The following is a 23,598-nucleotide window of genomic DNA, read 5'->3' as shown; positions in this document are numbered from 1 at the left end:
GCTGCGCGTCAAGGGGGAGGATCGACCTCATGTCAGAACTGACCGAACCGAGGGGCAGAACTCAGGAGCGCGGCAGGCTGGCCCGCAGGCGCGTCCTCGAAGCGGCGCTGGAGGTCATCGCCGAGCAGCCGGTCAGTGAGATCCAGGTCCAGCAGATCGCCGAGCGCGCCGGGATGAGCCCGGCGCGGGTCCTGTACTACTTCCAGTCACGCGACCAGATTCTGGCCGAGACGTTCCGGTGGAGCGAGCGCGACCTCGCCGAGCGGCGGGCGAGCGAACTGGCCGCCGTCACCGCCCCGGCCGCGCGGCTGGCCGCCTACATCCGGCTCTACCTGCCCGAGGGCCGCCACGACGCCTCCTGGAAGTTGTGGCTGGAGGCGTGGCTGCGCTCGACCTCGGCCAGCGAGATGAGCAGGACGGCCGACGCGATCGACAGCGGGTGGACCCGCGACCTGACCGCGATCATCGCCGACGGGGTGGCCGACGGCACCTTCCGCGCGGTGCGTGCGGAGGAGTTCCTGCCCGCGTTCAACGCGCTGCTCGACGGGCTGGCCGTGCACGTCCTGATCGGCCGGCTGGGCAAGGCGCAGGCCGTACGGGCGGCGCTGGCGGAGGCCGCCGACAAACTCGGCAACCTCGACCCCCGGTAACCGGCCCCGGACCCCGCAGAGCCCGATACCCGCAAAGCCCGGCTCCCGGGAAAGCTCGGCTCCCGCAGGGCCCGGTGCTCGGAAAGCCCGGCTCCCGCAAGGCCCTGCTCCGGCAGAAAGCCCTGGGGGCTGCTCGTGGTCAGCGCTCGCGCTTGGCCGGGAGCATCATGGGCAGGCCCGTCAGCGGGTCGGGGAACACCGAGCAGTCCAGGGCGAAGACGTCGGAGATCAGCTGGGCGGTGACGATCTCCGACGGGTTTCCGCAGGCCACGACGCGGCCCTCGTGCATGACCACGAGGTCGGTGGCGTAGCGGATGGCCTGGTTGATGTCGTGCAGCACGGCGACCATCGTGCGGCCGGCGTGCTGCAGGTCGGTGAACAGTTCCATCAGCTCGACCTGGTGGGCCACGTCGAGGTAGGTCGTGGGCTCGTCGAGCAGCATGATCGGGGTCTGCTGGGCCAGCGCCACCGCCACCCACACGCGCTGCTGCTGCCCGCCGGACAGGGCGTTGACCCGCTGGGCGCTCAGGTCGAGGGTGCCGGTGGCGGTGAGGGCGTCGTGGATGGCCCGCTCGTCGGCCTCCGTCCACTGCTGGAAGAGCCCCTGGTGGGGGAAGCGGCCGCGGGCGACCAGGTTGGCGACGGTGATGCCGTCGGGGGCGATCGAGCTCTGCGCCAGCACGCTGATCTCGCGCGCCGCCTCCTTGGGCGCCAGCTTGTGCAGGTCGCGCCCGCCGAGCAGGACCCGGCCCGCGCGCGGGGGCAGCAGCCGGCCGAGCCCGCGCAGGAGCGTGGACTTGCCGCAGCCGTTGGGCCCGATGACGACCGTGAACGAGCCGGGCCTGATCTCCAGGTGGAGCCCGTCGATGATCAGGCCGGAGCCGTAGCCGAGTGACAGGCCCTCGGCGACGAGCGGCGCGGCGCTCCCGCTCACGTCCGGGCCCGTGGGAACGGCGGGGGTCTGCGGCGCGGTGGGTGCCGGGGTGGATTTCGGGTGGGCGATGGTCACAGGCGTCTCGCTTCGCGTACCAGGAGCCAGATCAGGTAGAGGCCGCCCAGGCTGGTGGTGACGACGCCCACCGGAAGCTGGACGGGCAGGAACGCCACCCGCGCGACCGTGTCGCCGAGCAGCAGCAGGAGGGCGCCGGTCAGCCCGGCGCCGATGGGGGACCAGCCGCCGCGGCCGGTCAGCCTGGCGGCGATCTGCGGCGCGACCAGCGCGATGAAGCTGATCGGCCCGGCCACCGCCGTGGCGATCGCGACCAGGCCGACGCCGGCGCCGGTCACGGCCACCTGGGTGTGCCGGGAGCGGACACCGAGGGCGTCGGCGGCGTTCTGGCCGAGTTCGAGTGCGCGGATGCGGGAGCCGTACAGGAGAGCGAGGGCGGAGAACAGCGCGATGCCGCCGGCGGCGACCGGCAGCGCGTCGGGGGCGACGGAGTTGAGGCTGCCCGCCCCCCAGATCGCGGCCGACATCGCGACCTGGAGCTGTGCCTTGGCCATGATCCAGGTGTTGAGGGCGCTCAGGACGGCGCTGACGCCGATGCCGACCACGATCAGCCGGAATCCGCGGAAGCCGCCCCGGTAGGACAGCGCCAGCACGATCGCGGCCACCGCCAGGCCCGAGGCCAGCGCGCCGAAGGAGATGACGGCGGTGGGGGCGTGGAAGAGGGCGATGAGCACGATGGCGCCGGTGTAGGAGCCGGTGCTGAAGCCGATGACGTCGGGGCTGCCCAGCGGGTTGCGGGTGAGCGACTGGAAGAGGGCGCCGCTGACGGCCAGGCCGAAGCCGAGCAGCAGCGCCAGCAGCACCCGGGTCAGGCGCCACTGCTGCACGACGACGGTGTCGGCCCGGGAGGCGCCGCCGTAGAAGGTGGCCAGGACGTCGGGCAGGGACACGAAGATGTCGCCGACGCCCAGCGAGACCAGCGCGGTCACGACGATGACGGCGGCCAGCGCGAGGTTCACCACGAGGGTGCGGCGGTCCAGGCGGGCCGACAGCAGGCGGGTGCGGAGCGCCCACTCGGGCCGGCCGGTGTCGAGCTTGACGCGCGTGCTCACAGGCCGCTCGCCTCCTTGCGCCGGGCCAGCACGATGAGGAACGGCGCGCCCACGAACGCGGTGACGATTCCGGCGGGCAGCTCGCCCGGCCACAGCAGGAGGCGCCCGGCGACGTCGGCCACGAGCAGGAGCACCGCGCCCAGCACGGCGCTGTAGGCGGCGATCCACCGCTGGTCCACCCCGAACAGCCAGCGTACGACGTGCGGGATCATGAGCCCGGCGAAGCCGATGGGCCCGGCCAGCGCCGTCGTCGCGCCGCAGAGCAGGCTGACGGCGGCGACCACGCCGGTGCGCACCGGGCCGAGCCGTACCCCGAGGGCCTTGGCGGGCCCGTCGCCCAGGGCGACGGCGTTGAGCGAGGGGGCGACGACGAAGGCGATGGCGAGCCCGAGCAGGATCAGGGGCAGGACCTGCGCCACCATGGCCAGCGTGCGGTCGTTGAGCGCGCCGGTGTCCCAGTGGCGCATCAGCGTGAACGCCTTCGGGCGCACGAGCGTGATCGCCCCGGCCAGGCCCTGCAGGACGGCGCCGAAGGCGAGGCCGACCAGCACGAGCGTGACCGGGCCCGCGGTGCGGGCGCGGTTCATGGAGCCGATCAGGTAGACCACGGCGGCGGCGACGGCGGCTCCGGTGAGCGCGGCGCCGATACGGCCGGGCACCCCCGACACGCCGAAGAAGGCGACGGCGATCACGACCGCGAAGCCGGCGCCGGCGTTCACGCCGAGGATCCCGGGGTCGGCCAGGGGGTTGCGGGTGAGCGCCTGGATGAGCGCGCCGGCCACCGCGAGCGCGCCGCCCGCGACCACGGCGAGGACCGTGCGCGGCACCCGCAGCTCGATGACGGTGCGCGCCTCCACCGAGTGGGCCTCGCCGAGCAGCGCGGCCAGGACGGTCTGCGGCGAGATGGCGGCGGAGCCGACCATCAGGCTGAGCAGCACGGCCGCGAACAGGAGCACGACGCAGCCGAGCAGCCAGGCGAAGAGCGGGACGGGCGAGCGCGCGAGGCGCCCGCCGCCCGGCTCAGAGGCCGAGACGCTCAAGCTCGGCCTCGTAGTCGTCGCGCAGGTCCTCCTCGTCGCGGGCGGTGTCCTGCCAGATCGCGTCCAGCCGGCGCTGGTCGTCGGCGGGCAGTGTGCGGAAGCGCTCGGCCCAGGCCTCGCCGTTCGGCGTCCAGTAGCCGATGACCTTGTACCGCTCGGCGGGCAGGCCGCGTTCCTTGCGCAGGTAGCGGCGGACCGCGCGCAGCGTGTCCGTGGCTCCGGCGACCCAGACGTAGCCGCCGTCGAGCGGGCGGGACAGCGGTACGGCGGCGCGGACGGCCTCGTCGAGCCGGCTCGGCCCTGTGCCGTTGCCGCCGTGCAGCCAGGTGATCTCGACGTTGGGCCGCTGCGGCAGGTCGAGTCTGGAGTCGTCGCCGGGGATCTCGGCGATCACCTTGGTGGTGACGTTCGCGGGCACGCCGGTGATCAGGCGGGCCATCGCGGGCAGGCCGGTGAGGTCGCACGCGAGCACCTGCCAGCGCAGATCGGCGGGCGGGTCGTACAGGCCGGTGGGGGAGTTCAGGCCGAGGACGTCGCCCGGCCGCGCGTCCAGGGCCCAGCGGGCGGCGATCCCGCCGTCGTGCACGACGAAGTCGACGTCCAGTTCCCGGGGGCGGACCGCGCGGACGGTGTAGGTCCGCATCGGCGCCTCGGGGGCGCCCTCCGGGGTGCGCCAGTAGTCGCCGTGCGGCTCGGGCAGGGAGACCTCGCGCCGGTCGTCGCCGTGCGGGAAGAACAGGCGTACGTACTCGTCGCCGACGCCCGTGGTCGGGAAGTCCTCGGCCAGGGCCAGCGTGACCCGGATCATCGTGGCGCTCAGGCGGCTGACGGCGTTCACCTCGGCGCGGAAGATACGCATCGCCGCCTCACCCGGCCAGGTTCGGGTTGGCGGTGAGGTCTTTGCGTACCTGCTCCACGAAGGCCTGCTGGCCGCTCGGCGAGCCGTACGCGATCTCCATGTTGTAGGTGTAGATGCGCTTGTTCTTCACGAACGGCAGCGCCCGCCAGGCCGGGCTCTGGCCCAGGGTGCCGAGCATGGTGGCGAGTTCCTTCTTGCCCTCCTCGCCCACGCCGACCGAGACCCAGACGACGTCGATGCCGGCGAGCTTGCCCATCTGCTCGGGGCTGATGCTGAGCTTGTCGTCGTCGCTGAGCGGGGTGCGCTTCAGGCCGAGGTCGTCGAAGGCCTTGCAGGCCACGCCGGCGTAACAGGCGATGTTGCCGTTGCCCTCCCAGTAGCCGAAGGTCGCCACGGTGAGGTCGGAGTTGCCGGCCTTGGCGATGTCGGCCTTGGCCTGGGCGACCTGCTTGTCGTAGGCGCCCTTCCAGGCGTCGTACCGGTCGGTGCGCCCGAGGTCCTGCGCGGTGCGCTTGAAGTGGACCTCCCAGTTCTTGCCGTCGAAGGCGTCGACGGTGTAGGTCGGCGCGATCTGGCCGAGGCGGGGGTGCACCTTGTCGTCGTAGCCGAGGCCGTTGAGGATGAAGTCCGGCTCGGCCTTGAGGGTCTGCTCGTAGTTGTACTCGGGGTAGTTGGCGAACGGCTTGACGCCCTTGAGCGGTTCCTGCGGGAAGTAGTCGGGGAAGGTGGTGAAGCCGCTGTCGCCGCGGATGGGCTGGCTCTTGGCGAGCGGGATGCCGAGCGTGATCAGGATGTCGACGTCGGTGGTGTAGAAGCCGAGGGCGGCCTTCGGCTGTGCGGGCATGGCCACGGCGTGGACCTTGGGGTCCTTGATCGTGGTGACGGCGGCGGCGGCGGATTCGCCGGAGCCCGATCCGCATCCGGTGGCGAGGAGGGCGAGGACGGCCAGGGGGACGAGACGCTTGTACGGCATGGGGTCTCCGGTGGTGAGACGATATCGCCCCGGGAACTTAGCATAGGCTTACCTAACTTACACCGGACACCCCGCCCTCGATCAAGCTCCCGTGTTCAGGTTAGCCTTGCCTAATCTTTGTCGAGACTTGCGGGAGTGCCAGGTGCAGTCAGGTCGGGACGTCCTCTCGGGGGCGATCAGAGGTCAGCGGAGCAGGCTGATCGCGGGTTCGTTGCTGGGAGCGGGGCATCAGGCGGGCGAAGCCCTGGTGCCGGTGCTCGTCGGACTGGCCATCGACCAGGCCGTGGCGGGGGCGAGCTGGAGCCGCCTGCTGGTGTGGCTGGCCGTCCTGGCCGTGGTCTACGTCGGGTTGTCGTTCAGCTACCGCTTCGGCGCCCGCGCCGGCGAGCGGGCCGCCACCGAGGCGGCACACGACCTGCGCTCGGCCATCGTCGCCCGCGTGCTGCACCCCGGCGGAGGCGCCGACCGGGACCGGCTGCCGGGCGAGCTGACCGGGATCGCCACCGAGGACGCGCGCCGGGTCGGCATGGTGCTGCTGGCGGTCCTGACCGGCGTCGCCGGGTTCACCGGCCTGGCCGTGGCCAGCGTGGTGCTGCTCACCACGTCCGTGCAGCTCGGGCTGATCGTCTTGGTGGGCACGCCGGCGCTGCTGTGGCTGGGCCACCTGCTCAGCAAGCCGCTGGAGCGCCGCAGCGCGGTCGAGCAGGAAAGCGCCGCGCACGCCTCGGGCGTGGCCGCCGACCTGGTGAGCGGGCTGAGGGTGCTGAAAGGCCTCGGGGCCGAGCAGGCCGCGGTCGAGCGCTACCGGCACACCAGCCGGACCTCGCTGGCCGCCACCCTGCGCGCCGCCCGCGCCGAAGCGCTGCAGAACGGCGTCGTGATCGCGCTCACCGGCGCGTTCATCGCGCTGCTCGCCCTGGCCGGCGGCACACTCGCCGCCAACGGCACGATCACCCTGGGACAGCTCGTCTCCGCGGTCGGGCTCGCGCTGTTCCTGCAGGGCCCGTTGTACATGCTCGCCTGGGTCAACGCCGAGCTCGCCCAGGGCCGCGCCTCCGCCACCCGCGTGGCGGCGCTGCTGTCGGCGCCGCCCGCCGTCACGGGCACGGGCACCGAGCTGCCCGCGCAGATCAAGGGCGCGCTCCGGCTGCGCGGTGTCACCCACGGCGGCCTGCGCGAGCTGGACCTGGACATCGTCGCCGGCGAACTGGTCGGCGTGGCCGCCACCGACCCGGCCGCCGCCACCGCCCTGCTGCACTGCCTCGGCCGCCACGGCGACCCCGAATCGGGCACGATCGAGCTCGACGGCGTACCCCTGCGCGAGGTCGACCCCGCCCTGCTGCGCCAGGCGGTGCTCGTCGCCGAGCACGACGCCGTCCTGTTCGAGGGAACCGTCGCCGACAACGGCGGCACCCCGGAGGCCCTGGCCGCCGCCGGCGCGGCCGATGTGCCGCCCGGCACCCCGGTCGGCGAGCGCGGCGGCGCCCTGTCCGGCGGCCAGCGCCAGCGCGTCGCCCTGGCCAGGGCGCTGGACGCCCGTCGCCCCGTCCTCGTCCTGCACGACCCCACCAGCGCCGTCGACGCCGTCACCGAGGCGCAGATCGCCGAATCCGTCCGGCGGCTGCGCCACGGGCAGACCACCGTCGTGGTGACCACCAGCCCCGCCCTGCTGGCCGCCGCCGACCGCGTCCTGCTGCTGGACGGCGGCCGCGTCGCCGACGACGCCTCCCACGCCGACCTGCTGCAGCGCAACGCCGGCTACCGCAAGGCGGTGCTGGCGTGAAGGACCTGCTGCCCACCGCCACCCCGGCCCGCACCCGCGCCGCCGTCCGGGCGATCGTCCGCCCGCACCGCGCCGTCGCCGCCGCGGGCTTCGGCCTGCTCATCGTCGCCACCTCCGTCGGCCTGCTCGTCCAGCCCCTTCTCGGGTACGTCGTGGACCTCGTGGCCGGGCGCCAGCCCGCCACCCTCCTGACCACCCCGGTGGCCCTGCTGGTGCTGGTCGGCGTGGTCCAGGGCCTGCTGACCTCCTGGGGACTCGTCCTGGTGGCCAGGTTCGGCGAGACCGCGCTGGCCGAACTGCGCGAACGTTTCGTCGAACGCGCCCTGGCCCTGCCGCTGGAACGGGTCGAACGGGCCGGCTCCGGTGACCTCACCTCCCGCGTGACCGGCGACGTCGCCCGCGTCGCCGAGGCCGTGCGCTCCGCGCTGCCCGCGCTGGCCCGCTCGCTGCTGTCGATCGTCCTGACCCTGGGGGCGATGGCGCTGCTGGACTGGCGGTTCATGGTCGCCGCCCTGCTGGCCATCCCGGTCCAGCTGCACACCGGCCGCTGGTACGTGCGCAACGCCGTACCCCTTTATGCCGCGCAGCGCGTCGCGACCGGCGAGCAGCAGCAGCAACTCCTCGACACGCTCGCCGGCGCCTCCACCGTGCGGTCGCTGCGCGCCGAGGCCGACCACCTGGCGCGCGTCGACGGCCGCTCGCGCGCCGCGGTGGAGCTGACGATGCGCGGCGTGCACCTGATGCTGCGCTTCTACAGCCGCCTGCACATCGGCGAGTACATCGGGCTGGCCGCGGTGCTGGCCGCGGGCGTGCTGCTGGTGGGCGAGGGCGCGGTCACCGTCGGTACGGCCACCGCCGCCGCCCTGTACTTCCTCAACCTGTTCGGGCCGATCAACACCGCGCTGGCCCTGCTGGACGACGCGCAGGCGGCGACCGCGAGCCTCGCCCGGCTGATCGGCGTGGCCGACGTCGCCGCCGAGGCCCCGAGGCAGGCCCACGGCGAGGGCGTCAGCGTGCGCGGCCTGGGCCACGCCTACGAGCCGGGCCGCCCGGTGCTGCACGGCGTCGACCTGGACATCGAGCCGGGCAGGCGGGTCGCCCTGGTCGGGCCGAGCGGCGCGGGCAAGACCACCCTGGCCAAGATCGTCGCCGGGGTGCACGAGCCGACCACCGGCACGGTACGCGCCCCGGCCGGGATCGCCATGGTCACCCAGGAGGTCCACGTCTTCGCCGGACCCCTCGCCGACGACCTGCGCCTGGCCCGTCCGCACGCCACCGACGACGACCTGCGCGCCGCGCTGGCCACGGTCGAGGCGCTGGAGTGGGCCGAGGCGCTGCCCGACGGCCTGGCGACCGTCGTCGGCCAGGGCGGGCACCGGCTCACCGGGGCCCAGCGCCAGCAGCTCGCCCTGGCCCGCCTGGTCCTGACCGACCCCGCCCTGGCCGTGCTCGACGAGGCCACGGCGGAGGCCGGCAGCACCGGCGCGCGTACCCTGGAGCGGGCCGTCGAGCAGGCGATCGACGGCAGGACCGCGCTCATCGTGGCGCACCGCCTCACCCAGGCCGCCGGCGCCGACCGCGTCGTCGTCATGGACGGCGGGCGGGTCGTGGAGGACGGCTCGCACGACGACCTCAGGCAGGCGGGCGGCCGCTACGCCGGCCACTGGGCCGCGTGGACCCGCCACCACGCCCACGACGGCGATCAGTGATGCCGGCGGGCTTCCTGGTGGCCGCCAGGTAGACGACCGCGGCCGTGAAGACCAGCAGGGCCGTCCAGTCGTTGAGCCGCAGCCCGGCGAGGTGGTAGCTGGGATCGATGCGCAACCACTCGATCCAGGCGCGGCCGGCGGCGTAGGCCGCGGCGTAGAGGGCGAACGTCCGGCCGCGGTCCAGGCGGAAGCGCCGCTCGGCCCAGATGACGAAGCCGGCCACGCCCAGGTTCCACAGCGACTCGTAGAGGAACGCCGGATGGTAGGTGGGCGTGGACTCCAGGCCGGGCGGCCGGTGGGCGGGGTCGATCTCCAGAGCCCAGGGCAGGGTGGTCGGCCCGCCGTACAGCTCCTGGTTGAACCAGTTGCCCCAGCGGGCGATCGCCTGCCCGATCGCGATCCCCGGAGCGAGGGCGTCGGCGAAGTCGCGCAACGGGATGCCGCGCCGGCGGCAGGCCAGCCACACGCCCAGAGCGCCGCCGGCGAGGGCGCCGAAGATGCTGATGCCGCCCTCCCAGATCGCGAAGACCCGCAGCGGATCCCGGCCGGGGCCGAAGTACGGCTGCCAGTCGGTGGCCACGTGGTAGATCCGGGCGCCGACCAGGCCGAACGGCACCGCCCACGTGGCGATGTCGCCCACCGCGCCGGGATCGCCGCCGCGCGCGGCCCAGCGGCGCCGGGTCACCCAGGCGCCGGCGAGGATGGCGAGCACCATCAGGAGGGCGTAGGCGCGGATCGGGATCGGGCCCAGATGCCAGACGGCCTGGGACGGGCTGGGGATGGCTGTCACGCCGTCGAGTCTGGTTCCGGCACGGCCGCGCCCGCATCGAGCGGTACGCCGATTGTGCGATCAGTCGACTGGTTGATGCGCATCCGGCGGACGACTGAATATCGTCGGCGGTGTGGAGTCCTGGGAGCGGTCGCGGCGCCGGTGGCAGCACGCCTTTTTCGTCTCGTGGCTGGTGCTGACCTCCGCGGGACCCGTGATCGAGGGAGGACAGGTCCTCCCGGTGGTGCTGGTGGCCGGGCTGGCCGCCTGGTACGCGGTGTGGTTCGTGCTGCGCACGCCGCACACGGGTGACGTGCCGCTGCCGTACGTGCTGGGCGGCGGGCTGATCTGGCTGGGGCTGTTCGCCGTCGACTCCTCCTTCCTGGTGGTCGGGCTGAGCGTGCTCGCGCCGTACTGCATGGACGCCGTGCGGGTCGGGCTGGTCGCGGTGGTGTCGTGCGCCGGGGGCTGGCTGTGGCACCGCTATCACGCGACCGGGTCGATCACCTGGACCGAGATCGTCATCAGCGCGCTGGTCGCGATCAGCACGGGCGCCGCGGTCGGATACTTCCATTCCGTGGCCCAGCAGAGCGCCGAGCGCAAGCGGCTCATCGACGAGCTGCAGGCGGCGCAGGAGGCGCGGGCGGCGGCGGAACGGCAGGCGGGCGTGGCGGCCGAGCGGCAGCGGCTGGCCAGGGACATCCACGACAGCCTCACCCAGGGGTTCGCCAGCGTGGTGATGTTGCTGGAGGCGGCGCAGGCGACCCTCCCCGACAACAAACACCTCACCCAGGCCTTGCGGGTGACCAGGGAGAACCTCGCGGAGAGCCGCCGCGTGGTGGGGGCGCTGCGGCCCGGCGACCTCGACGAGTGCGGCCTGCCGGAGGCCCTGCGGCGGCTGTCGGCCCGGCTGTGCGACGAGACCGGCGTCCGGGCGCACACCGTGATCACCGGAATGCTCCGGCCGCTGGAGGCCCACGTCCAGGCCGAACTGCTGCGCGTGGCCCAGGAGGCGGTCGCCAACGCACGCCGCCACGCCGGCGCCGGACAGGTCACGCTGACCCTGTCGTACATGGAGGACCTGGTGGTGCTGGACGTCCACGACGACGGCGGCGGGTTCGATCCCGAGCGGGCCGCCTCGGGACACGGCCTGTCGATCATGCGGGAGCGGATGGAGCAGCTCGGCGGCACCCTGCTCGTCGAAAGTGCTCCCGGCGCGGGCGCCACGGTCGTGGCCGGCGTCCCGGTCGCGGTGCTGAGCGGGGCGCGATGACCGTCCGCGTCCTGATCGCCGACGACCACCCGGTGGTACGCGACGGCATCCGGGCCATGCTCGGCACCCAACACGACCTGGAGGTCGTCGGCGAGGCCGTGTCGGGCGCCGACGCGGTACGGCTGGCAGGCGACCTGCGCCCCGACGTGACCCTGATGGATCTGCAGATGCCCGAGATCGACGGCGCGACGGCGATCACCCGGATCCGCGAGCACGACCCCGGCGCCAAGGTGATCGTCCTGACCACCTACGACACCGACAGCGACATCTCGCGCGCCATCGACGCGGGAGCCATCGGCTACCTGCTCAAGGACACCCGCCGCGAGCAGCTGTTCGACGCGATCCGGGCGGCGGCGCGCGGAGAGAGCGCGCTGTCGCCGGCGATCGCCACCCGGGTGCTGTCGTGGGCGCGCGCCGACGCGCCCGGCGCCCTCAGCGGCCGCGAGATCGAGGTCCTGGGCGCCGTCGCCCGGGGGATGAGCAACAAGGCCATCGCCGCCCACCTGTGCATCAGCGAGGCCACGGTCAAGACCCACCTCCTGCACATCTTCGCCAAGCTCGGCGTCGGCGACCGCACCGCCGCCGTGACCGTCGCCGCCTCGCGCGGGATCATCCGCCTCAGCGGCCGGACCTCATGACCGCGTCGATCGCCTCCTCCCGCCGCAGGCCCGCGCCCCGCTCGTAGGCGCTGGCATAGCCGGTACGGCCGAGCCGGTCCGCCAGCCCGGCCACGAGCGCGCCCAGTTCCCGGTCACCGCGGTCGAAGGTGCCCCGGATGACCTCGCTCATCCCGAGCGCGGTGGCCGCGCCCGCCGGATCGCCCTCCAGCGACAGCAGCCGGGCCAGAAGCTCGGCGGCCGGCGCGAGGTCCATGTTCGCCTTCGCCGCCCGGACCGCCGATGGCAGCATCGCGCGCGCCCGCACGGTGTCACCCGCGGTGAGCAGGTTCGCCATTCTGGCGGGCAGCAGCAGGCTCTGGCTCGCCTCGGCGGGCAGCGACCACTCGCGGGCGACCCGCTCCAGCCGGTCGAGTTCCCGATCGGCCCGGCCGGGCTCGCCCCGGCGGCGGTACAACTCCGCCGCGCAGGCGTGAACCTGGATCTCCAGCATCGGCCGGCCCCGGTCCCCGGCCGCCTGCCACGCGGAGTCGAGGTCCTCGCCGGCGCCCTTCAGATCCCCGGCGCGCATCCGCTGCGTGGCGAGCCCGAGCCGGGAGGAGATCTCCTCCTGCCACGCGAAGCCGCCGCTGATCGAGATGCCCCGCTCGAAGTCGGCGACCGCGTCGGCGTGCCGGCCCTCGATCCCGTGGATCTGGGCCGTGCCGTTCAGCATCATCGCGGTCCACCACCGGTCGCCCGCCCGTTCGAACGCGCGCAACGCCCGCGCCGCCGCGCTCGCGCCGCCCGCCCAGTCCCCGCGGGTACGGCCGCGCAGCGCCTCGACCAGGTGGGTGTGCGCGACGGCCCAGTCGTCGGAGCCCTCCCTGACCCGGGCCGTCTCCCGATCGACCAGGTCGTCGAGCCCGGCCATGAAGGCCGCCGTCAGCGTCATCGTCAGCAGCATCGGATAGCGTCGCAGCGCGCCCGTCCTGGCGCAGTCCTCGACCGCGGCCCGCACCTGACCGGCGTCCGCTTCACCGGCCAGCAGGTGGATCGTGGCGAACGCGGCCCTGGCCGCCCGGGGCAGCGCGTCGCCGAACTCCAGCACCCTGGCCACGTAGACGTCGGCCCGGCCGTCATAGCGCTGCAGGTCCCAGTACCAGTACAGCGGGCCGAGGATCCGGGCCGCGGCCTCGGCGTCGCCGTCCTCGATGGCGCTCTGGAGGGCGTAGACGAGGTTGTCGTGCTCGAACTCGAACAACCGCAGCGACTCCGCCTGCCCGTGCGCGCGCAGCAGCGGCTCGTGCCGCCCGGCCAGGCCGGCGTAGTGGTGCGTGAGCCTTCGCCGTACGGCTTCGCGCTCCTCGGCGCAGCGCAGTTCCCCGGCGGCGTAGGCCCGGATGGTCTCCAGCATCCGGTAGCCGTCACCGGCCCGCTCCACGATCGACTTGTCGACCAGCGAGTCCAGCAGATACGCCGCGTCTCCCCCGCACACCGCCTCGATCTGCCCGAGACCGGCCTTGGCCGGAAATATCGACATCCGGCGGGCGAGGGTCCGCTCGTCGTCGGTGAGCAGGTCCCAGCTCCAGTCGATGACCGCGCGCAGCGTGCGCTGCCGCGGCTGCGCCGTCCTGTTGCCGGTGCCGAGCAGCCGGAAACGATCATCCAGGCGGCGGGCGAGCTCGCCGGCGTCCATCGTGCGCAGCCGCGCCGCGGCCAGTTCCAGGGCGAGCGGCAGGCCGTCCAGCCGGCGCACGATGTCCACGACCGGGCCCGCCGTCGCCTCCTCCAGCGCGAAGCCGGGCCGTACCGCGGCCGCCCGATCGAGGAACAGCCGCACCGCGCTCGCCCGCGCGGCGCGGACCGGATCGGCGTGGGCCGGGGGCAGGGCGAGCGGGGCCAGCCGGCACAGCGCCTCACCCATGACCTCCAGCGGTTCGCGGCTCGTGGCCAGGATGGTCAGGTTCGGCAGGCGTTCGAGCAGCTGCCCGGCGAAGCCGGCCACCGCCTCGGAGATCTGCTCGCAGTTGTCCAGCACCAGCACGCCCTCGCCGCCGGACAGCAGGGTGACCGATCGATCCAGCGGCGTGCCCGGCGGCAGCGCCTCCGCCGCGGTCACCGCGCCCAGCACCGCCTCGGGCAGCCCGGCCGGCGTGTCCACCCCGGCCAGGGGGACGAGCCAGACGCGGCCGCGCCGATGGGCCCGATGCCGGCTCACCGCCTCCACCGCCAGCCGGGTCTTGCCCACCCCTCCGGGACCGACGACCGTGACCAGCCGCGAGCCGTCCAGCAGCCCGGCCAGCAGCTTCAGCTCCTCGTCGCGGCCGACGAAGCCGGTCAGCGGTGCCGGCAGCCGGCCCGGCGTCGCCCGCGAGCGGCGCGCCGGTCCGCTCTCGCCGCGCAACACCGCCAGATGCGCCGCGCGCAGCTCCTCGGAGGGGTCGACGCCCAGTTCGTCCGCGAGCGTGCGGCGCACCTCCTCATACAGTGCCAGCGCCTCGAACTGGCGGCCCGCCGCGTGCAAAGCCCGCATGCGCAGGACGGCCAGCCGTTCGCGCAGCGGATACGCCGCGGCCGCCGCCTCCATCTCGGCCAGGACGTCGCCGTGGTTGCCCAGCAGCAGCTCCGCCTCGAACCGGTCCTCGGTGGCCGTGGCACGCAGTTCCTCCAGGCGGGCGGCTGCCGTACCGGCGAAAGGGAGGTCGAGCACGTCGGCCAGCGCGTCGCCCCGCCACAGCGCCAGCGCCGCACCCAGCAGCGCGGCGGCCCTGCCCCCGGCGCCGGCGGCCAGCTCGCCGCGGCCCTGCCTGGCCAGCTCCTCGAACCGGCTGGCGTCGACGTCCTCGGCGCGTACGCGCAGACGGTACCCGCCGGAGGCCAGCTCGACGGCGTCACCGTCGCCCAGCGCCCGCCGCAGCCGGTACACCAGCGCGTGCAGCGCCCTGACGCTCTCGCGCGGCGGGAGATCGCCCCACAACCCGTCGATGAGCGAATCGACCGGCACCACCTCGCCACCCGCCAGCGTCAGCCTGGCCAGCAGCGCCCGCACCCTGGTCCCGCCGACGTCGATCGGCGCCCCGCCGTCGCCGTAGGCCCGGACCGGCCCCAGCACCTCAATCCGCATGGTCACCAGCCTAGGAGGACCCTCGCGTACCGCGACCGCGCTCATCGAGAGAGCCACGGCATAGGGGCGGGCCCGGTGGGGAAGGTGCGGGGAAGGACGCTTGACCTTGACACAGTGACAAGGTCTTCACTGGTGCCGAGGAGGTGGTCCCGATGACCATGCAGAACCAGGACACGGATGCGATGCGCGCCTTCCACGCTCTGGACGACGGCAGCTCGTCCGTGCGGCTGCGGGCGGCGATGGCGGTCGGTACGACCCCCGACCCGCGCTTCGTCGGCAAGCTCATCGAAAGGTCCGCGGTCGAGCCCGAGTTCTACGTGCGCGACATGCTGACATGGGCGCTCACCCGCCACCCGGCGTCCCTGACGGTCCCGGAGCTGGTCGGCGAACTCCGCTCGGAGCGTACGCAGGCACGCAGCCAGGCGCTGCACACCCTGTCCAAGATCGGGGACCGGCGGGCGTGGCCGGCGATCACCCGGGCGCTGTTGACCGACGCCGACGACGAGGTGGCGCGCAGCGCGTGGCGGGCCGCGGTCGTGCTCGTGCCGGCGGGTGAGGAGCCCGAGCTGGCCGCGGTGCTGGCGACCCAGCTCGGCCGCGGCGAACGGGAGACGCAGCTCAGCCTCAGCCGGGCCCTCGTCGCGCTCGGCGAGGCGATGCTGCCCACGCTGCGCGCCGCCTCGACCGACCCCGACCCGCGTGTACGCGCGCACGCGATCGCCACGGAACGGCTGCTGCGCGACCCGGACGCCGGGTTCGTGTTCGCGATCGAGGAGGCCAAGCGCGTCGTGGCCCTCGGCGGCGCCGGCAGGCAGGAGTGACGGGCCGTGCTGATCGGTGACGTGGCACGACGGTCCGGGGTCAGCGCCCGCATGCTCAGGCACTACGACGCGCTGGGCCTGGTACGGCCGACCGGCCGTAGCGGCGCGGGCTACCGGGAGTACTCCAGCCGGGACATCCAGCGGATCTTCCACATCGAGAGCCTGCGCTCCCTGGGGCTGTCGCTGCGCGAGGTCAGGCGGGCGCTCGAAGATCCCGGCTTCACGCCCGCCGAACTCGTCGCCGACCTCATCCGCCAGACGCGCGAACGCATCGCGGCCGAGACGGAACTGCTCACGCGCCTGCGCCGGATCGACGCCGTGGAACCCAGCGCCTGGGAGGACGTCTTCCAGATCGTCGCGCTCCTGCAGGCGCTGGGCTCGAAGAGCGCGGGCAAGCGCCAGAGCGCGGCCCTGTCCTCGGTCGAAGAGGTCGCGCTGCCGGTGGAAGCCCTGGTCGAGGCGGCGCTGAGCGAGACGGACCCGAACGTCGCCGGTGCCCTTCGCTGGGCTCTGGCGCAGTCGGGCGAGGACGGGCTGGCCCTGCTGGCGGAGGGCCTCGGCTCACCGGCGGCCGAGGTGCGCGAACGCGCCGTCCAGTCGATCGCCGAGCTGACGAACGACGCGGCGACCACGCTGCTGAGGCAGGCCCTCACCAACCCCGACCTCGTGGTACGCAGGCACGCGGCCCTGGCGCTCGGCGCACGGGGTGTGGCCGACGCCGTCCCGACGCTCGTCGACATGGTCGTCGAGGGGACGAACGACGTCGGCGCCGCCGACGCCCTGAGCGCGCTGGCGAGCCGTCCGGCGTCGGCGAAACGGATCGCCACCAGGCTCGTGGACCGCCTCGCCCACGAGGGCGCAGAACCGGCGGCCCGCCGGCGGCTGACGCAGGCGCTCGCCGACATCCCGGGAACCACCGCGTCACAGGCCCTCGCGGAGCTGTCCCACGACGAGGACCGTGCCGTCGCGCTGACCGCGACCTACATCCTCGGGATACGCGACGAGCGATGACCGGTGCCTTGCGCGCGGAGCAGTGCGGTCAGGGAGCGGAGCCGGAGCCGGCGGGAGGGTGCCGGAGGCCCGCGAGCGCGCCGGTTCGAGCGCGTCGCAGGGTGACGGCGAGTGCGGTGATCCAGGCCCACGCGGTGATGATCGCCGCCCGCTGGAACAGGCCCGCCAGGTCGGCCAGCGACGGGTTCTGGTCGAAGCCCAGCCCGGCCAGGATCCAGAGGGCGGGGAACGCCACCGCCGTGACGAGCGAGTAGATCGTCCACGCGGGCCCGAAGCGGCGGGCCAGGACGAGGCAGGCGGGCGGCAGGGCCAGGAGGGTGGGGACGGCGAACAGGTCGTGCAGCAGGCCGGTGGTGGTGTACTCGGTCAGCGGGGGAGTGCCGGGCGGGTAGCCGCCGACCGGGTCGGTGACGAAGACCCCGGCGCCGACCAGGCTGAGCCCCCAGACGCCGATCAGCAGGCGCCCCCACAGGCCGTGCAGCGCGACGGCGAAGGCGACCACGAGCAGGCCGCACCCGATGAAGGTGGCGGACTGCACCCATCCGGCCGGCCCCAGCGCGAGCGAGCTGACCGGGTGCCGGAGCGGGTCGTAGCCGGCCAGTAACGCGCCCCGGAGCAGGAACGAGACGACGAACACCGGGCCCGCCACGATGCCGCAGCCCAGCAGCGCCCTGGTGGTCACGCCGTCTCGCCGGCGCCGCGCCGTACCCCGTCATAGGTCACCCCGTGCCCGGCCAGCACGGCCGCCAGCGGCGGGGACACCCCCAGCCGGAGGAGCGCGAGCAGCAGGTGCGGGGTGCCGATCTCGCGCGCGCCCAGCGCCCTGGCCTCGCGCAGGCTGACCTCCAGGACCTTCTTGGCCTGCGGGCTGTACGGCCCGCCGACGCGGCCGGGCTTGCGCGAGGGCGGCGAGTCCGGCTGGTCGAGGGAGCCCGGCCCGAAGGTCTCCTCGATGCGGCGGAAGACCTGTTCGACGTCGATGCCGACCGCGGCGAGGGCGTCGGCCTCGTCGTCGGTGAGCCCGGCGCGCAGCCGGGGGCCACGGGCGGCCGTGGCCAGGTCGTCGGCGGTGACGCCGTGGCCGCTCAGTATGTCGGCGCCCGCCCCGCCCGCCCGGGACAGGGCGAGCAGCAGGTGGTCGGGCTCGGCCTTGGCGGCGCCCGACTCGGCGGCCATGCTCGCCGCGGCCAGCACGCTCTGGCGCGCGTCGGGAGTGAACCTTTCGAACATCGTGCGGCTCCTAGTCCTGTGTCCGCTGGGCGAGCTTCTGGTGTACGGCCTGCCGGGTGACGCCCAGCGCGTCGGCGATCGCCTGCCAGGACCATCCGCGCTGCCTGGCGTTGCGCACGTGGAGCGCTTCCAGATGGTCGGCGAGCTTGCGCAGGGCCACCACGGCCTTCAGCCCCACCGCGGGATCGTCGTTCATGCTGTCAAGATATATTGACACTGCGACACTGTCAATATGTCTTGACAGTGTGATCCTTAACGGTGCCTCAACGGACGCTCATGGCGCGATGAAGGGGCCCCTTGGGAGCCCGCGCAGCCGCTAGCTTGACACCACCCCCAAAAAGGAGTGGATATGTCGAGTAAAACCATGCTCGCCAGTACCACCGTCGCGGCGCTCTGCTTAGCGGGCCTGGCCACCGCCGCCCACGCGGATCCGCCGTCCCCCGCCCCCGAGCAGGCGCCCCCGGCCATGGTCGACGCCATGGAGCGGGACCTCAGTCTCACCGAACAGCAGGTGCACACCCGCCTCGCCAACGAGCGGCGCGCCGCCGCCGCCGAGGCCAGGCTCTCCGCCCAGCTCGGCGCCTCGTACGCGGGCGCCTGGCTGAACGCCGACGCCTCCAAGCTCAACGTCGCCACCACCGACCAGGCCGCCACCGCGTCGATCGAGGCCCAGGGCGCCCAGCCCGTCGTCGTCTCCCGCACCCTGGCCCAGCTGAACGCCGCCAAGGACCAGCTCGACCGCGCCGCCTCCGGACGGGCGAGCCTCTGGTACGTCGACGTCACCACCAACACCGTCGTCGTCGCCGCCCCCACCCGCCGGGCCGCCGACGCGTTCGTCACCAGCGCCGGCATCGACAGGAACGCCGTCCAGATCACCACCTCGGCGGAAACCCCCCGGCCGTTCATCAACATCGTCGGCGGCGCCGCGTACTACATCGGCTCCGGCACCCGCTGCTCGATCGGCTTCTCCGTCACCCGCGGCTCCACCCCCGGCTTCGTGACCGCCGGCCACTGCGGCCGTACCGGCGCGCGGACCACCCAGCCGACCGGCACCTTCCAGGGCTCCTCGTTCCCCGGCAACGACTACGCCTGGGTCGCCGCCCCCGGCAACACCGTCCGTCCGTGGGTACGCGGCTCCGGCGGCCAGAACGTCATCGTCCGCGGCTCCATCCAGGCCTCCGTCGGAGCCTCGATCTGCCGCTCCGGCTCCACCACCGGGTGGCGCTGTGGCACCATCCAGCAGCACAACGCCTCCGTCCGCTACCCCGAAGGCACCATCACCGGCCTGACCCGTACCAGCGCGTGCGCCCAGCCCGGTGACTCCGGCGGCTCGTTCATCTCCGGCAGCCAGGCCCAGGGCGTCACCTCCGGCGGCTCGGGCAACTGCTCCAGCGGAGGGACGACGTACCACCAGCCCGTCAACGAGATCCTGCAGACCTACGGCCTGACGCTCGTCACCGGATAGGCCACCTCCCGGCCTGGGCAGTCTCACCCCCCACTGACCCGGGCCACCCGCGTGCCCGGCGCCGCACTGCGCCGGGCACGCCCGGGTGATCAGGGAAGGTCGCGCAGCGCGGCCCGGGCGGCGGCCATGGCCTGCTCGTCGCTCGCGCCGGCCCGGCGGGCGGTGGCGGCGAACTCCCGCGCGGCGGCCTCCAGCCGCAGGCGCAGCTGGTCGGTGGTGCCCGAGATGACCGCGGTTCGGCCCCGGCGCAGCTCCACCAGCCCTTCGTCGCGGAGTTGCTGGTAACCGCGCAGCACGGTGTGCAGGTTGATGCCGAGGCTGGCGGCGACGTTCCTGGCCGAGGGCAGCCGGTCGCCCGGCGCCGCCGTACCGTCGGCCAGGGCGGTACGCACCGCGCCCGCGACCTGGTCCGACAGCGGCTGGGCCGAGGCGAAGTCCACGGTGATCAGCACGAGCCCGCCCGGAGCCGGTGCAGCCAGCCGTTGACCAGCGCGGCCGCGGTGCCGGCCTGGCTCGTGGAGTAGACGAGGTGGCGGTCGTCGGACAGCGACACCACCAGCACCGGGCCCTTCCCGGCCAGCGCGCCCCATCCCCAGCTGCCGTCGTCCAGCCTGTAGCGGCCGATGGGCGGCTCGCTCATCACGTCGGCGTGCCGGACGCGGGTCCACGGCACCGTGCGCCGCAGTCCGAGCCACGGCAGCGTCACGCTGAGGCCGCCGGCGTCGATCTGCAGCCGGGTACGCGCCTGCGCGGCCTCGAACACCGCCCACGCCAGCAGCGGCCAGAAGCCGGCCCACACCGTCAGGCCCACGAGCATCGCACCGCTCAGGAGCCTGCGCGCCGACCATTCCCAGGTCACGAACATCACCCGCTGCGCCGCCCCGATCGGCATGGCCCGCAACCCCGGCGGCGGAACGACGTCCGTCTCCGGATGGCGCGGCAGCGGCCCCGCCACCACCCAGCCCAGCGCGAAGGCGGCCACCATGCCCGCGACCTGCGCGGCCATCGGCCAGCCCGGCCGCACCTCGCCGCCCAGCGACGAGGTCAGCCCCAGGACCCACAGCCCGTACGCCACCGGGATGAGCAGGCCGACCGTCCAGCCGAGCGCCACCACGAGGCGCTGGCCCAGCGGCACGTACCAGTACGACAGGAACGCCACGGCCAGCAGTGCCTGCGCCCACAGCATCATCCCGAAGACCGGCTGCGCCGACCACTCCTGCCAGGTGAAGCCGATCCGGGTGCCGAACGACCAGGAGTGCACGGTGACCCGCTCGGGCAGGCGCTCGCCCAGCGTGGCGACCAGCAGCATCGGCACGAGCACCACCAGCGGCGGGCCGAGAGCGGCGAGAACCAGGCGGCGCCGGCGTCCCTGGGCGGCATAGTCGGACATGGCCACCTCCAACTGTTTGCCTGTGACTATAACACTTGTAACAGTTCGCGAGAAGGGAGCATGCTGGTGCCTACCAGGAAGCTCACCGTCGAAGGAGCACGCTGATGTCTGAGCTACGCGTTCACAACCTCTCGATCTCGATCGACGGCTTCGCCACCGGCGCGGGACAGGCCCCGGACGCTCCCTTCGGACACGCCGGCGAGCGCCTGCACGAGTGGATGTTCGCCACCCGGTTCTGGACCGAGCGGGCCGGCGGCCCGGCCGGGAGCGCCGGCGCCGACAACGTGTTCGCCGCGATGCACGCTCCCGGCATCGGCGCCGAGATCATGGGCGCCGGCAAGTTCGGCCCGCCCGGCTGGCAGGACGACCCCGGCTACCAGGGCGCGTGGGGCGCCAATCCGCCGTTCCGCACGCCGGTCTTCGTCCTGACCCACCGGCCGCGGCCATCGGTCGAGATGGAGGGCGGCACCACGTTCCACTTCCTGAACACCTCACCCGCCGAGGCGCTCAGGACGGCCCGCGAGGCGGCCGGCGGCCTGGACGTGCGCCTGGGCGGCGGCCCCTCGGTGGTACGCGACTTCCTGGCCGAGGGCCTGGTCGATCGCATGCACGTGGTCCAGGTCCCGATCCTGCTCGGCCGCGGTGTCCGGCTCTGGGACGGCCTGGAGGCGCTGGAGGAGACGTATGACATCGAGGCGGTCTCCACGCCCTCCGGCGTCACCCACCTGACGTTCACCGCCAGGAACCGGTGAACCCCGCCCGGATCACCGGCGGCCAGGAAGGCGTCGCGGGCCGGTGAGCCGCCGTTCCCGCCCGGGAAGACACGCGGGAATGAAGCATCTCGCGGGAACCCCGCTCGTCGACGTCGAGCCGTACAGTGCCCGGTGCGCCCGGATACTGGCCGGGCAGCAGCACATCACGTTGCTGGTCAGCCCGGGAAACCCCTACTTCTCCGCCGCCCGGCTCGCGGCGACGTTCCGGTGGGCGGTCCGGGCGGTCCAACGGGTCGACGTCCTGGTCTCCGACCTGGAGATGACCGCCGCCACCTATCTCGCCCGGGGCCGCCCGGACCATCACGCCTACCGCAGAGCCCGCGCCGACATCAGCCAGATGGCGGCCAGGATCCGGCGCGCCCGCGACAGCGCGGGCCACCCGGACCTGCGCGTCAGCGAGTTCGCCGAGTGGGCGGGCACCGCCGAGTACCGTCGCGGGCTGGCCTACGCCCGTCAGGCCATCGCCGACCCCGAGTACGGGCCGCTCCTGCGGGCCGGTACGCGGGACGCGCTCATGGCCAGGATGCCCCAGGACTGGGAGCCGACCCCACAGCAGATCGACATCGGCCTGGTGCACAGCGAGAAGACCCTGCCGTTCATCGTCAACGCGGTCGGAATCCTCGGCGTGGGCGAGACGGTCACCGCCTACAGCCGCCCCACACCCTGCACCCGGTACTTCTTCACCGACGGCGCGAAGTACCGCGCCTTCCCCGGCCAGGGATACATCGCGCTGCGCGTCCGGGAACCGGATGGACCTACGACCAACGACGGAGCGCACCCGGGCACAAGGACTGATCCGCCCGGCGCGTGATCTGGTGAGACTGGCCGGCATGCCTGTCACGTCTGCCACACGTGTCCGGGGCGAGCGGGCGTTCCTGACGGGGATGTTCGTCGACGCGCTGGGCAGCGGCCTCTACGTTCCGCTCACCCTGCTGTTCATCCACGAGGTCACCGGGCTGTCCATGGCCGTGGTCGGCGCTGGGGTGACGGTGGCGGCCGCGGCCGGGCTGGCCGCCAATCCGGTCGCGGGCATCCTGATCGACCGCTTCGACGCACGCGGTGTGCTGGTGGGAACCTACGTGCTGCGCGCGCTGGCGTTCGCCGCCTACCCGCTCGTGGACGGATTCGCCGCGCTGATCATCGTCGCGGCGCTGGTCGCGGTGGGGGACCGGGCCTACTATCCGGCCTCGGCCAGTTATGTCGCGGTCCTGGCCGGCGGGGCGCGGCGCGACCGGCTCTACGCGCTCATGGCAACGGCCCGCAACGTCGCCTTCGGCCTGGGCGGGCTGCTGTCGGCGGGGGCGGTCTCGCTGGCCGGCGGCGCCGGGTTCACGGTCATCGCCGTGGTGAACGCGGCCAGCTTCGTGGTGGCCGCGACCTGCCTGATCCTCTCGGGGCCACGGGTCCGGACCGCCAGAGACGCCGGTCCGCGCGGCGGCTACCGGCAGGTGCTGGGCGATCGGCCGTTCATCGCGCTGGTGGGGGCCGAGCAGGCGTTCACGCTGGCGCACATGATCCTTCCTGTCGCGCTGCCGATCTACGCGGTCACCGTGCTCGGGGCTCCCGCCGCCGTTCTCGGCGTGCTCTACGCGCTCAACACCTTCCTGGTGGCCTCCGGTCAATTGCTGGTCCGGCGGTTGCAGCGGGCGGCCCGCCGTACACACTCCCTGGCTTTGGGCGGGGCGGTGCTCATCGCGGCGTGCGGCGCCTACGCCGCGACGGCGCTGCTGCCGCCGGGGCCCGTGCGGATCGGCGGGCTCGTCGCGGCCACGCTCATCCTCACCGCGGGCGAACTCCTGCACACCGTCCCCTCCTGGGGACTGGCCGCGGGCGCCGCGCCGCCCGCCATGCGCGGGCGCTACCTGGCGATCTACCAGCTGACCTGGGCGGTCGCCGCCGTCGTCGCGCCGGCCGGGTTCTCGGCGCTGCTCACCTCGGTCCCGGTCCTGTTGTGGGCGACGCTCGGCGTGCTGCTGGCGGCGGCCGCGCTCACGGTCATCCGGCTCGCGCGCCGCCTGCCCGCCGAAGCGGTCATGGCCGCGTGATCACGGTACGGCCCGCGCCCTTC

At 73.8% G+C, this 23,598-nt stretch carries 23 protein-coding genes; 11 read left to right on the top strand and 12 right to left on the bottom strand.

Features of this window, described 5'->3' with window-relative positions; genetic code table 11:
- The first annotated feature begins 29 nt into the window (after window positions 1-29).
- The gene (locus ACFWYW_RS37725) at window positions 30-650 is read left to right on the top strand and encodes a TetR/AcrR family transcriptional regulator (protein WP_379623759.1); all 621 of its coding nucleotides are present in this window, start codon (window positions 30-32) and stop codon (window positions 648-650) included.
- Between the two features lie 139 nt (window positions 651-789).
- Here the strand turns inward: ACFWYW_RS37725 and ACFWYW_RS37720 are convergent, their stop codons facing one another.
- Genes ACFWYW_RS37720 through ACFWYW_RS37700 form a run of 5 tightly spaced genes read right to left on the bottom strand, consistent with a single transcriptional unit; the run spans window position 790 to window position 5,583 of the window.
- Window positions 790-1,659 (bottom strand): ABC transporter ATP-binding protein, encoded by an 870-nt coding sequence (locus ACFWYW_RS37720; RefSeq protein WP_379623761.1) that lies wholly within the window; start codon window positions 1,657-1,659, stop codon window positions 790-792.
- Complete coding sequence (locus tag ACFWYW_RS37715; protein WP_379623763.1) at window positions 1,656-2,711, bottom strand: FecCD family ABC transporter permease; 1,056 nt, start codon at window positions 2,709-2,711, stop codon at window positions 1,656-1,658. Before ACFWYW_RS37715 ends, ACFWYW_RS37720 begins: the two co-directional genes overlap by 4 nt.
- Window positions 2,708-3,751 carry an iron chelate uptake ABC transporter family permease subunit gene (locus ACFWYW_RS37710; RefSeq protein ID WP_379623765.1) on the bottom strand — a complete coding sequence of 348 codons (1,044 nt, stop codon included), beginning with the start codon at window positions 3,749-3,751 and terminating at the stop codon, window positions 2,708-2,710. The genes ACFWYW_RS37715 and ACFWYW_RS37710 overlap by 4 nt, the downstream gene beginning before the upstream one ends.
- Window positions 3,732-4,610: a siderophore-interacting protein gene (locus ACFWYW_RS37705; RefSeq protein ID WP_379623767.1), complete on the bottom strand. Its 879-nt coding sequence runs from the start codon at window positions 4,608-4,610 to the stop codon at window positions 3,732-3,734. Before ACFWYW_RS37705 ends, ACFWYW_RS37710 begins: the two co-directional genes overlap by 20 nt.
- A gap of 7 nt (window positions 4,611-4,617) precedes the next feature.
- Window positions 4,618-5,583 carry an ABC transporter substrate-binding protein gene (locus ACFWYW_RS37700; protein ID WP_379623769.1) on the bottom strand — a complete coding sequence of 322 codons (966 nt, stop codon included), beginning with the start codon at window positions 5,581-5,583 and terminating at the stop codon, window positions 4,618-4,620.
- A gap of 142 nt (window positions 5,584-5,725) precedes the next feature.
- Here ACFWYW_RS37700 and ACFWYW_RS37695 point away from each other — a divergent pair, with 142 nt between their 5' ends.
- The gene (locus ACFWYW_RS37695; RefSeq protein ID WP_379623771.1) at window positions 5,726-7,366 is read left to right on the top strand and encodes an ABC transporter ATP-binding protein; all 1,641 of its coding nucleotides are present in this window, start codon (window positions 5,726-5,728) and stop codon (window positions 7,364-7,366) included.
- Entirely contained in the window at window positions 7,363-9,075 is a 1,713-nt protein-coding gene (locus ACFWYW_RS37690; protein ID WP_379623773.1) for an ABC transporter ATP-binding protein, read from the top strand. The genes ACFWYW_RS37695 and ACFWYW_RS37690 overlap by 4 nt, the downstream gene beginning before the upstream one ends.
- Here ACFWYW_RS37690 and lgt read toward each other — a convergent pair.
- Window positions 8,999-9,865: a prolipoprotein diacylglyceryl transferase gene (gene lgt, locus ACFWYW_RS37685; protein WP_379623775.1), complete on the bottom strand. Its 867-nt coding sequence runs from the start codon at window positions 9,863-9,865 to the stop codon at window positions 8,999-9,001. The genes ACFWYW_RS37690 and lgt overlap by 77 nt on opposite strands.
- A gap of 112 nt (window positions 9,866-9,977) precedes the next feature.
- On the opposite strand from lgt, the gene ACFWYW_RS37680 reads away from it, so the two are divergent.
- Window positions 9,978-11,117: a sensor histidine kinase gene (locus tag ACFWYW_RS37680; RefSeq protein WP_379623777.1), complete on the top strand. Its 1,140-nt coding sequence runs from the start codon at window positions 9,978-9,980 to the stop codon at window positions 11,115-11,117.
- Complete coding sequence (locus tag ACFWYW_RS37675; protein ID WP_379623779.1) at window positions 11,114-11,755, top strand: response regulator; 642 nt, start codon at window positions 11,114-11,116, stop codon at window positions 11,753-11,755. The genes ACFWYW_RS37680 and ACFWYW_RS37675 overlap by 4 nt, the downstream gene beginning before the upstream one ends.
- On the opposite strand, the gene ACFWYW_RS37670 is transcribed toward ACFWYW_RS37675, so the two are convergent.
- Entirely contained in the window at window positions 11,736-14,840 is a 3,105-nt protein-coding gene (locus ACFWYW_RS37670; RefSeq protein WP_379623781.1) for a BTAD domain-containing putative transcriptional regulator, read from the bottom strand. The two genes, ACFWYW_RS37675 and ACFWYW_RS37670, sit on opposite strands and share 20 nt — an antisense overlap.
- A 152-nt stretch (window positions 14,841-14,992) precedes the next feature.
- On the opposite strand from ACFWYW_RS37670, the gene ACFWYW_RS37665 reads away from it, so the two are divergent.
- Window positions 14,993-15,661, top strand: coding sequence for a HEAT repeat domain-containing protein (locus tag ACFWYW_RS37665; protein ID WP_379623783.1), 669 nt, complete (start codon window positions 14,993-14,995; stop codon window positions 15,659-15,661).
- 6 nt (window positions 15,662-15,667) lie between these two features.
- Window positions 15,668-16,672, top strand: a complete 1,005-nt coding sequence (locus ACFWYW_RS37660; RefSeq protein WP_379623785.1) for a HEAT repeat domain-containing protein — start codon at window positions 15,668-15,670, stop codon at window positions 16,670-16,672.
- A gap of 28 nt (window positions 16,673-16,700) precedes the next feature.
- Here the strand turns inward: ACFWYW_RS37660 and ACFWYW_RS37655 are convergent, their stop codons facing one another.
- From ACFWYW_RS37655 to ACFWYW_RS37645, 3 genes are read right to left on the bottom strand one after another with little or no spacing between them, the layout of a single operon-like run.
- On the bottom strand, window positions 16,701-17,354 hold the full coding sequence (locus ACFWYW_RS37655; protein ID WP_379623787.1) for a DUF998 domain-containing protein: 654 nt from the start codon (window positions 17,352-17,354) through the stop codon (window positions 16,701-16,703).
- The gene (locus tag ACFWYW_RS37650; RefSeq protein WP_379623789.1) at window positions 17,351-17,902 is read right to left on the bottom strand and encodes a Clp protease N-terminal domain-containing protein; all 552 of its coding nucleotides are present in this window, start codon (window positions 17,900-17,902) and stop codon (window positions 17,351-17,353) included. The genes ACFWYW_RS37655 and ACFWYW_RS37650 overlap by 4 nt, the downstream gene beginning before the upstream one ends.
- Window positions 17,903-17,912: 10 nt before the next feature.
- Entirely contained in the window at window positions 17,913-18,098 is a 186-nt protein-coding gene (locus ACFWYW_RS37645; protein ID WP_221340737.1) for a hypothetical protein, read from the bottom strand.
- 153 nt (window positions 18,099-18,251) lie between these two features.
- Here ACFWYW_RS37645 and ACFWYW_RS37640 point away from each other — a divergent pair, with 153 nt between their 5' ends.
- Window positions 18,252-19,367: a S1 family peptidase gene (locus tag ACFWYW_RS37640; protein ID WP_379623791.1), complete on the top strand. Its 1,116-nt coding sequence runs from the start codon at window positions 18,252-18,254 to the stop codon at window positions 19,365-19,367.
- Between the two features lie 89 nt (window positions 19,368-19,456).
- Here ACFWYW_RS37640 and ACFWYW_RS37635 read toward each other — a convergent pair whose 3' ends face one another.
- Together ACFWYW_RS37635 and ACFWYW_RS37630 are read right to left on the bottom strand one after the other, a co-directional pair.
- Complete coding sequence (locus ACFWYW_RS37635; RefSeq protein ID WP_379623793.1) at window positions 19,457-19,819, bottom strand: GntR family transcriptional regulator; 363 nt, start codon at window positions 19,817-19,819, stop codon at window positions 19,457-19,459.
- Window positions 19,813-20,757, bottom strand: coding sequence for a hypothetical protein (locus ACFWYW_RS37630; protein WP_379623795.1), 945 nt, complete (start codon window positions 20,755-20,757; stop codon window positions 19,813-19,815). The genes ACFWYW_RS37635 and ACFWYW_RS37630 overlap by 7 nt, the downstream gene beginning before the upstream one ends.
- Window positions 20,758-20,861: 104 nt before the next feature.
- Here ACFWYW_RS37630 and ACFWYW_RS37625 point away from each other — a divergent pair, with 104 nt between their 5' ends.
- From ACFWYW_RS37625 to ACFWYW_RS37615, 3 genes are all read left to right on the top strand, one after another.
- Window positions 20,862-21,509: a dihydrofolate reductase family protein gene (locus ACFWYW_RS37625; protein WP_379623797.1), complete on the top strand. Its 648-nt coding sequence runs from the start codon at window positions 20,862-20,864 to the stop codon at window positions 21,507-21,509.
- Between the two features lie 79 nt (window positions 21,510-21,588).
- Window positions 21,589-22,341, top strand: coding sequence for a tRNA-dependent cyclodipeptide synthase (locus tag ACFWYW_RS37620; RefSeq protein WP_379623799.1), 753 nt, complete (start codon window positions 21,589-21,591; stop codon window positions 22,339-22,341).
- Window positions 22,342-22,360: 19 nt separating this feature from the next.
- Complete coding sequence (locus ACFWYW_RS37615; protein ID WP_379623801.1) at window positions 22,361-23,575, top strand: MFS transporter; 1,215 nt, start codon at window positions 22,361-22,363, stop codon at window positions 23,573-23,575.
- Window positions 23,576-23,598 lie beyond the last annotated feature (23 nt).

This window comes from Nonomuraea sp. NPDC059023 (assembly GCF_042740095.1).
Classification (GTDB): domain Bacteria; phylum Actinomycetota; class Actinomycetes; order Streptosporangiales; family Streptosporangiaceae; genus Nonomuraea.
The sequence above is the reverse complement of the archived record's forward strand: the minus strand, read 5'-3'. Positions and strand labels throughout refer to the sequence as shown.

Excerpts from the sequence above, each read along its gene's own strand:
- ACFWYW_RS37725 (WP_379623759.1), top strand. The coding sequence starts at position 30 with ATGTCAGAACTGACCGAACCGAGGGGCAGAACTCAGGAGCGCGGCAGG.
- ACFWYW_RS37705 (WP_379623767.1), bottom strand. The coding sequence starts at position 4,610 with ATGCGTATCTTCCGCGCCGAGGTGAACGCCGTCAGCCGCCTGAGCGCC.
- ACFWYW_RS37700 (WP_379623769.1), bottom strand. The coding sequence starts at position 5,583 with ATGCCGTACAAGCGTCTCGTCCCCCTGGCCGTCCTCGCCCTCCTCGCC.
- ACFWYW_RS37675 (WP_379623779.1), top strand. The coding sequence starts at position 11,114 with ATGACCGTCCGCGTCCTGATCGCCGACGACCACCCGGTGGTACGCGAC.
- ACFWYW_RS37670 (WP_379623781.1), bottom strand. The coding sequence starts at position 14,840 with ATGCGGATTGAGGTGCTGGGGCCGGTCCGGGCCTACGGCGACGGCGGG.
- ACFWYW_RS37665 (WP_379623783.1), top strand. The coding sequence starts at position 14,993 with ATGACCATGCAGAACCAGGACACGGATGCGATGCGCGCCTTCCACGCT.
- ACFWYW_RS37650 (WP_379623789.1), bottom strand. The coding sequence starts at position 17,902 with ATGTTCGAAAGGTTCACTCCCGACGCGCGCCAGAGCGTGCTGGCCGCG.
- ACFWYW_RS37645 (WP_221340737.1), bottom strand. The coding sequence starts at position 18,098 with ATGAACGACGATCCCGCGGTGGGGCTGAAGGCCGTGGTGGCCCTGCGC.
- ACFWYW_RS37640 (WP_379623791.1), top strand. The coding sequence starts at position 18,252 with ATGTCGAGTAAAACCATGCTCGCCAGTACCACCGTCGCGGCGCTCTGC.
- ACFWYW_RS37630 (WP_379623795.1), bottom strand. The coding sequence starts at position 20,757 with ATGTCCGACTATGCCGCCCAGGGACGCCGGCGCCGCCTGGTTCTCGCC.
- ACFWYW_RS37625 (WP_379623797.1), top strand. The coding sequence starts at position 20,862 with ATGTCTGAGCTACGCGTTCACAACCTCTCGATCTCGATCGACGGCTTC.
- ACFWYW_RS37620 (WP_379623799.1), top strand. The coding sequence starts at position 21,589 with ATGAAGCATCTCGCGGGAACCCCGCTCGTCGACGTCGAGCCGTACAGT.
- ACFWYW_RS37615 (WP_379623801.1), top strand. The coding sequence starts at position 22,361 with ATGCCTGTCACGTCTGCCACACGTGTCCGGGGCGAGCGGGCGTTCCTG.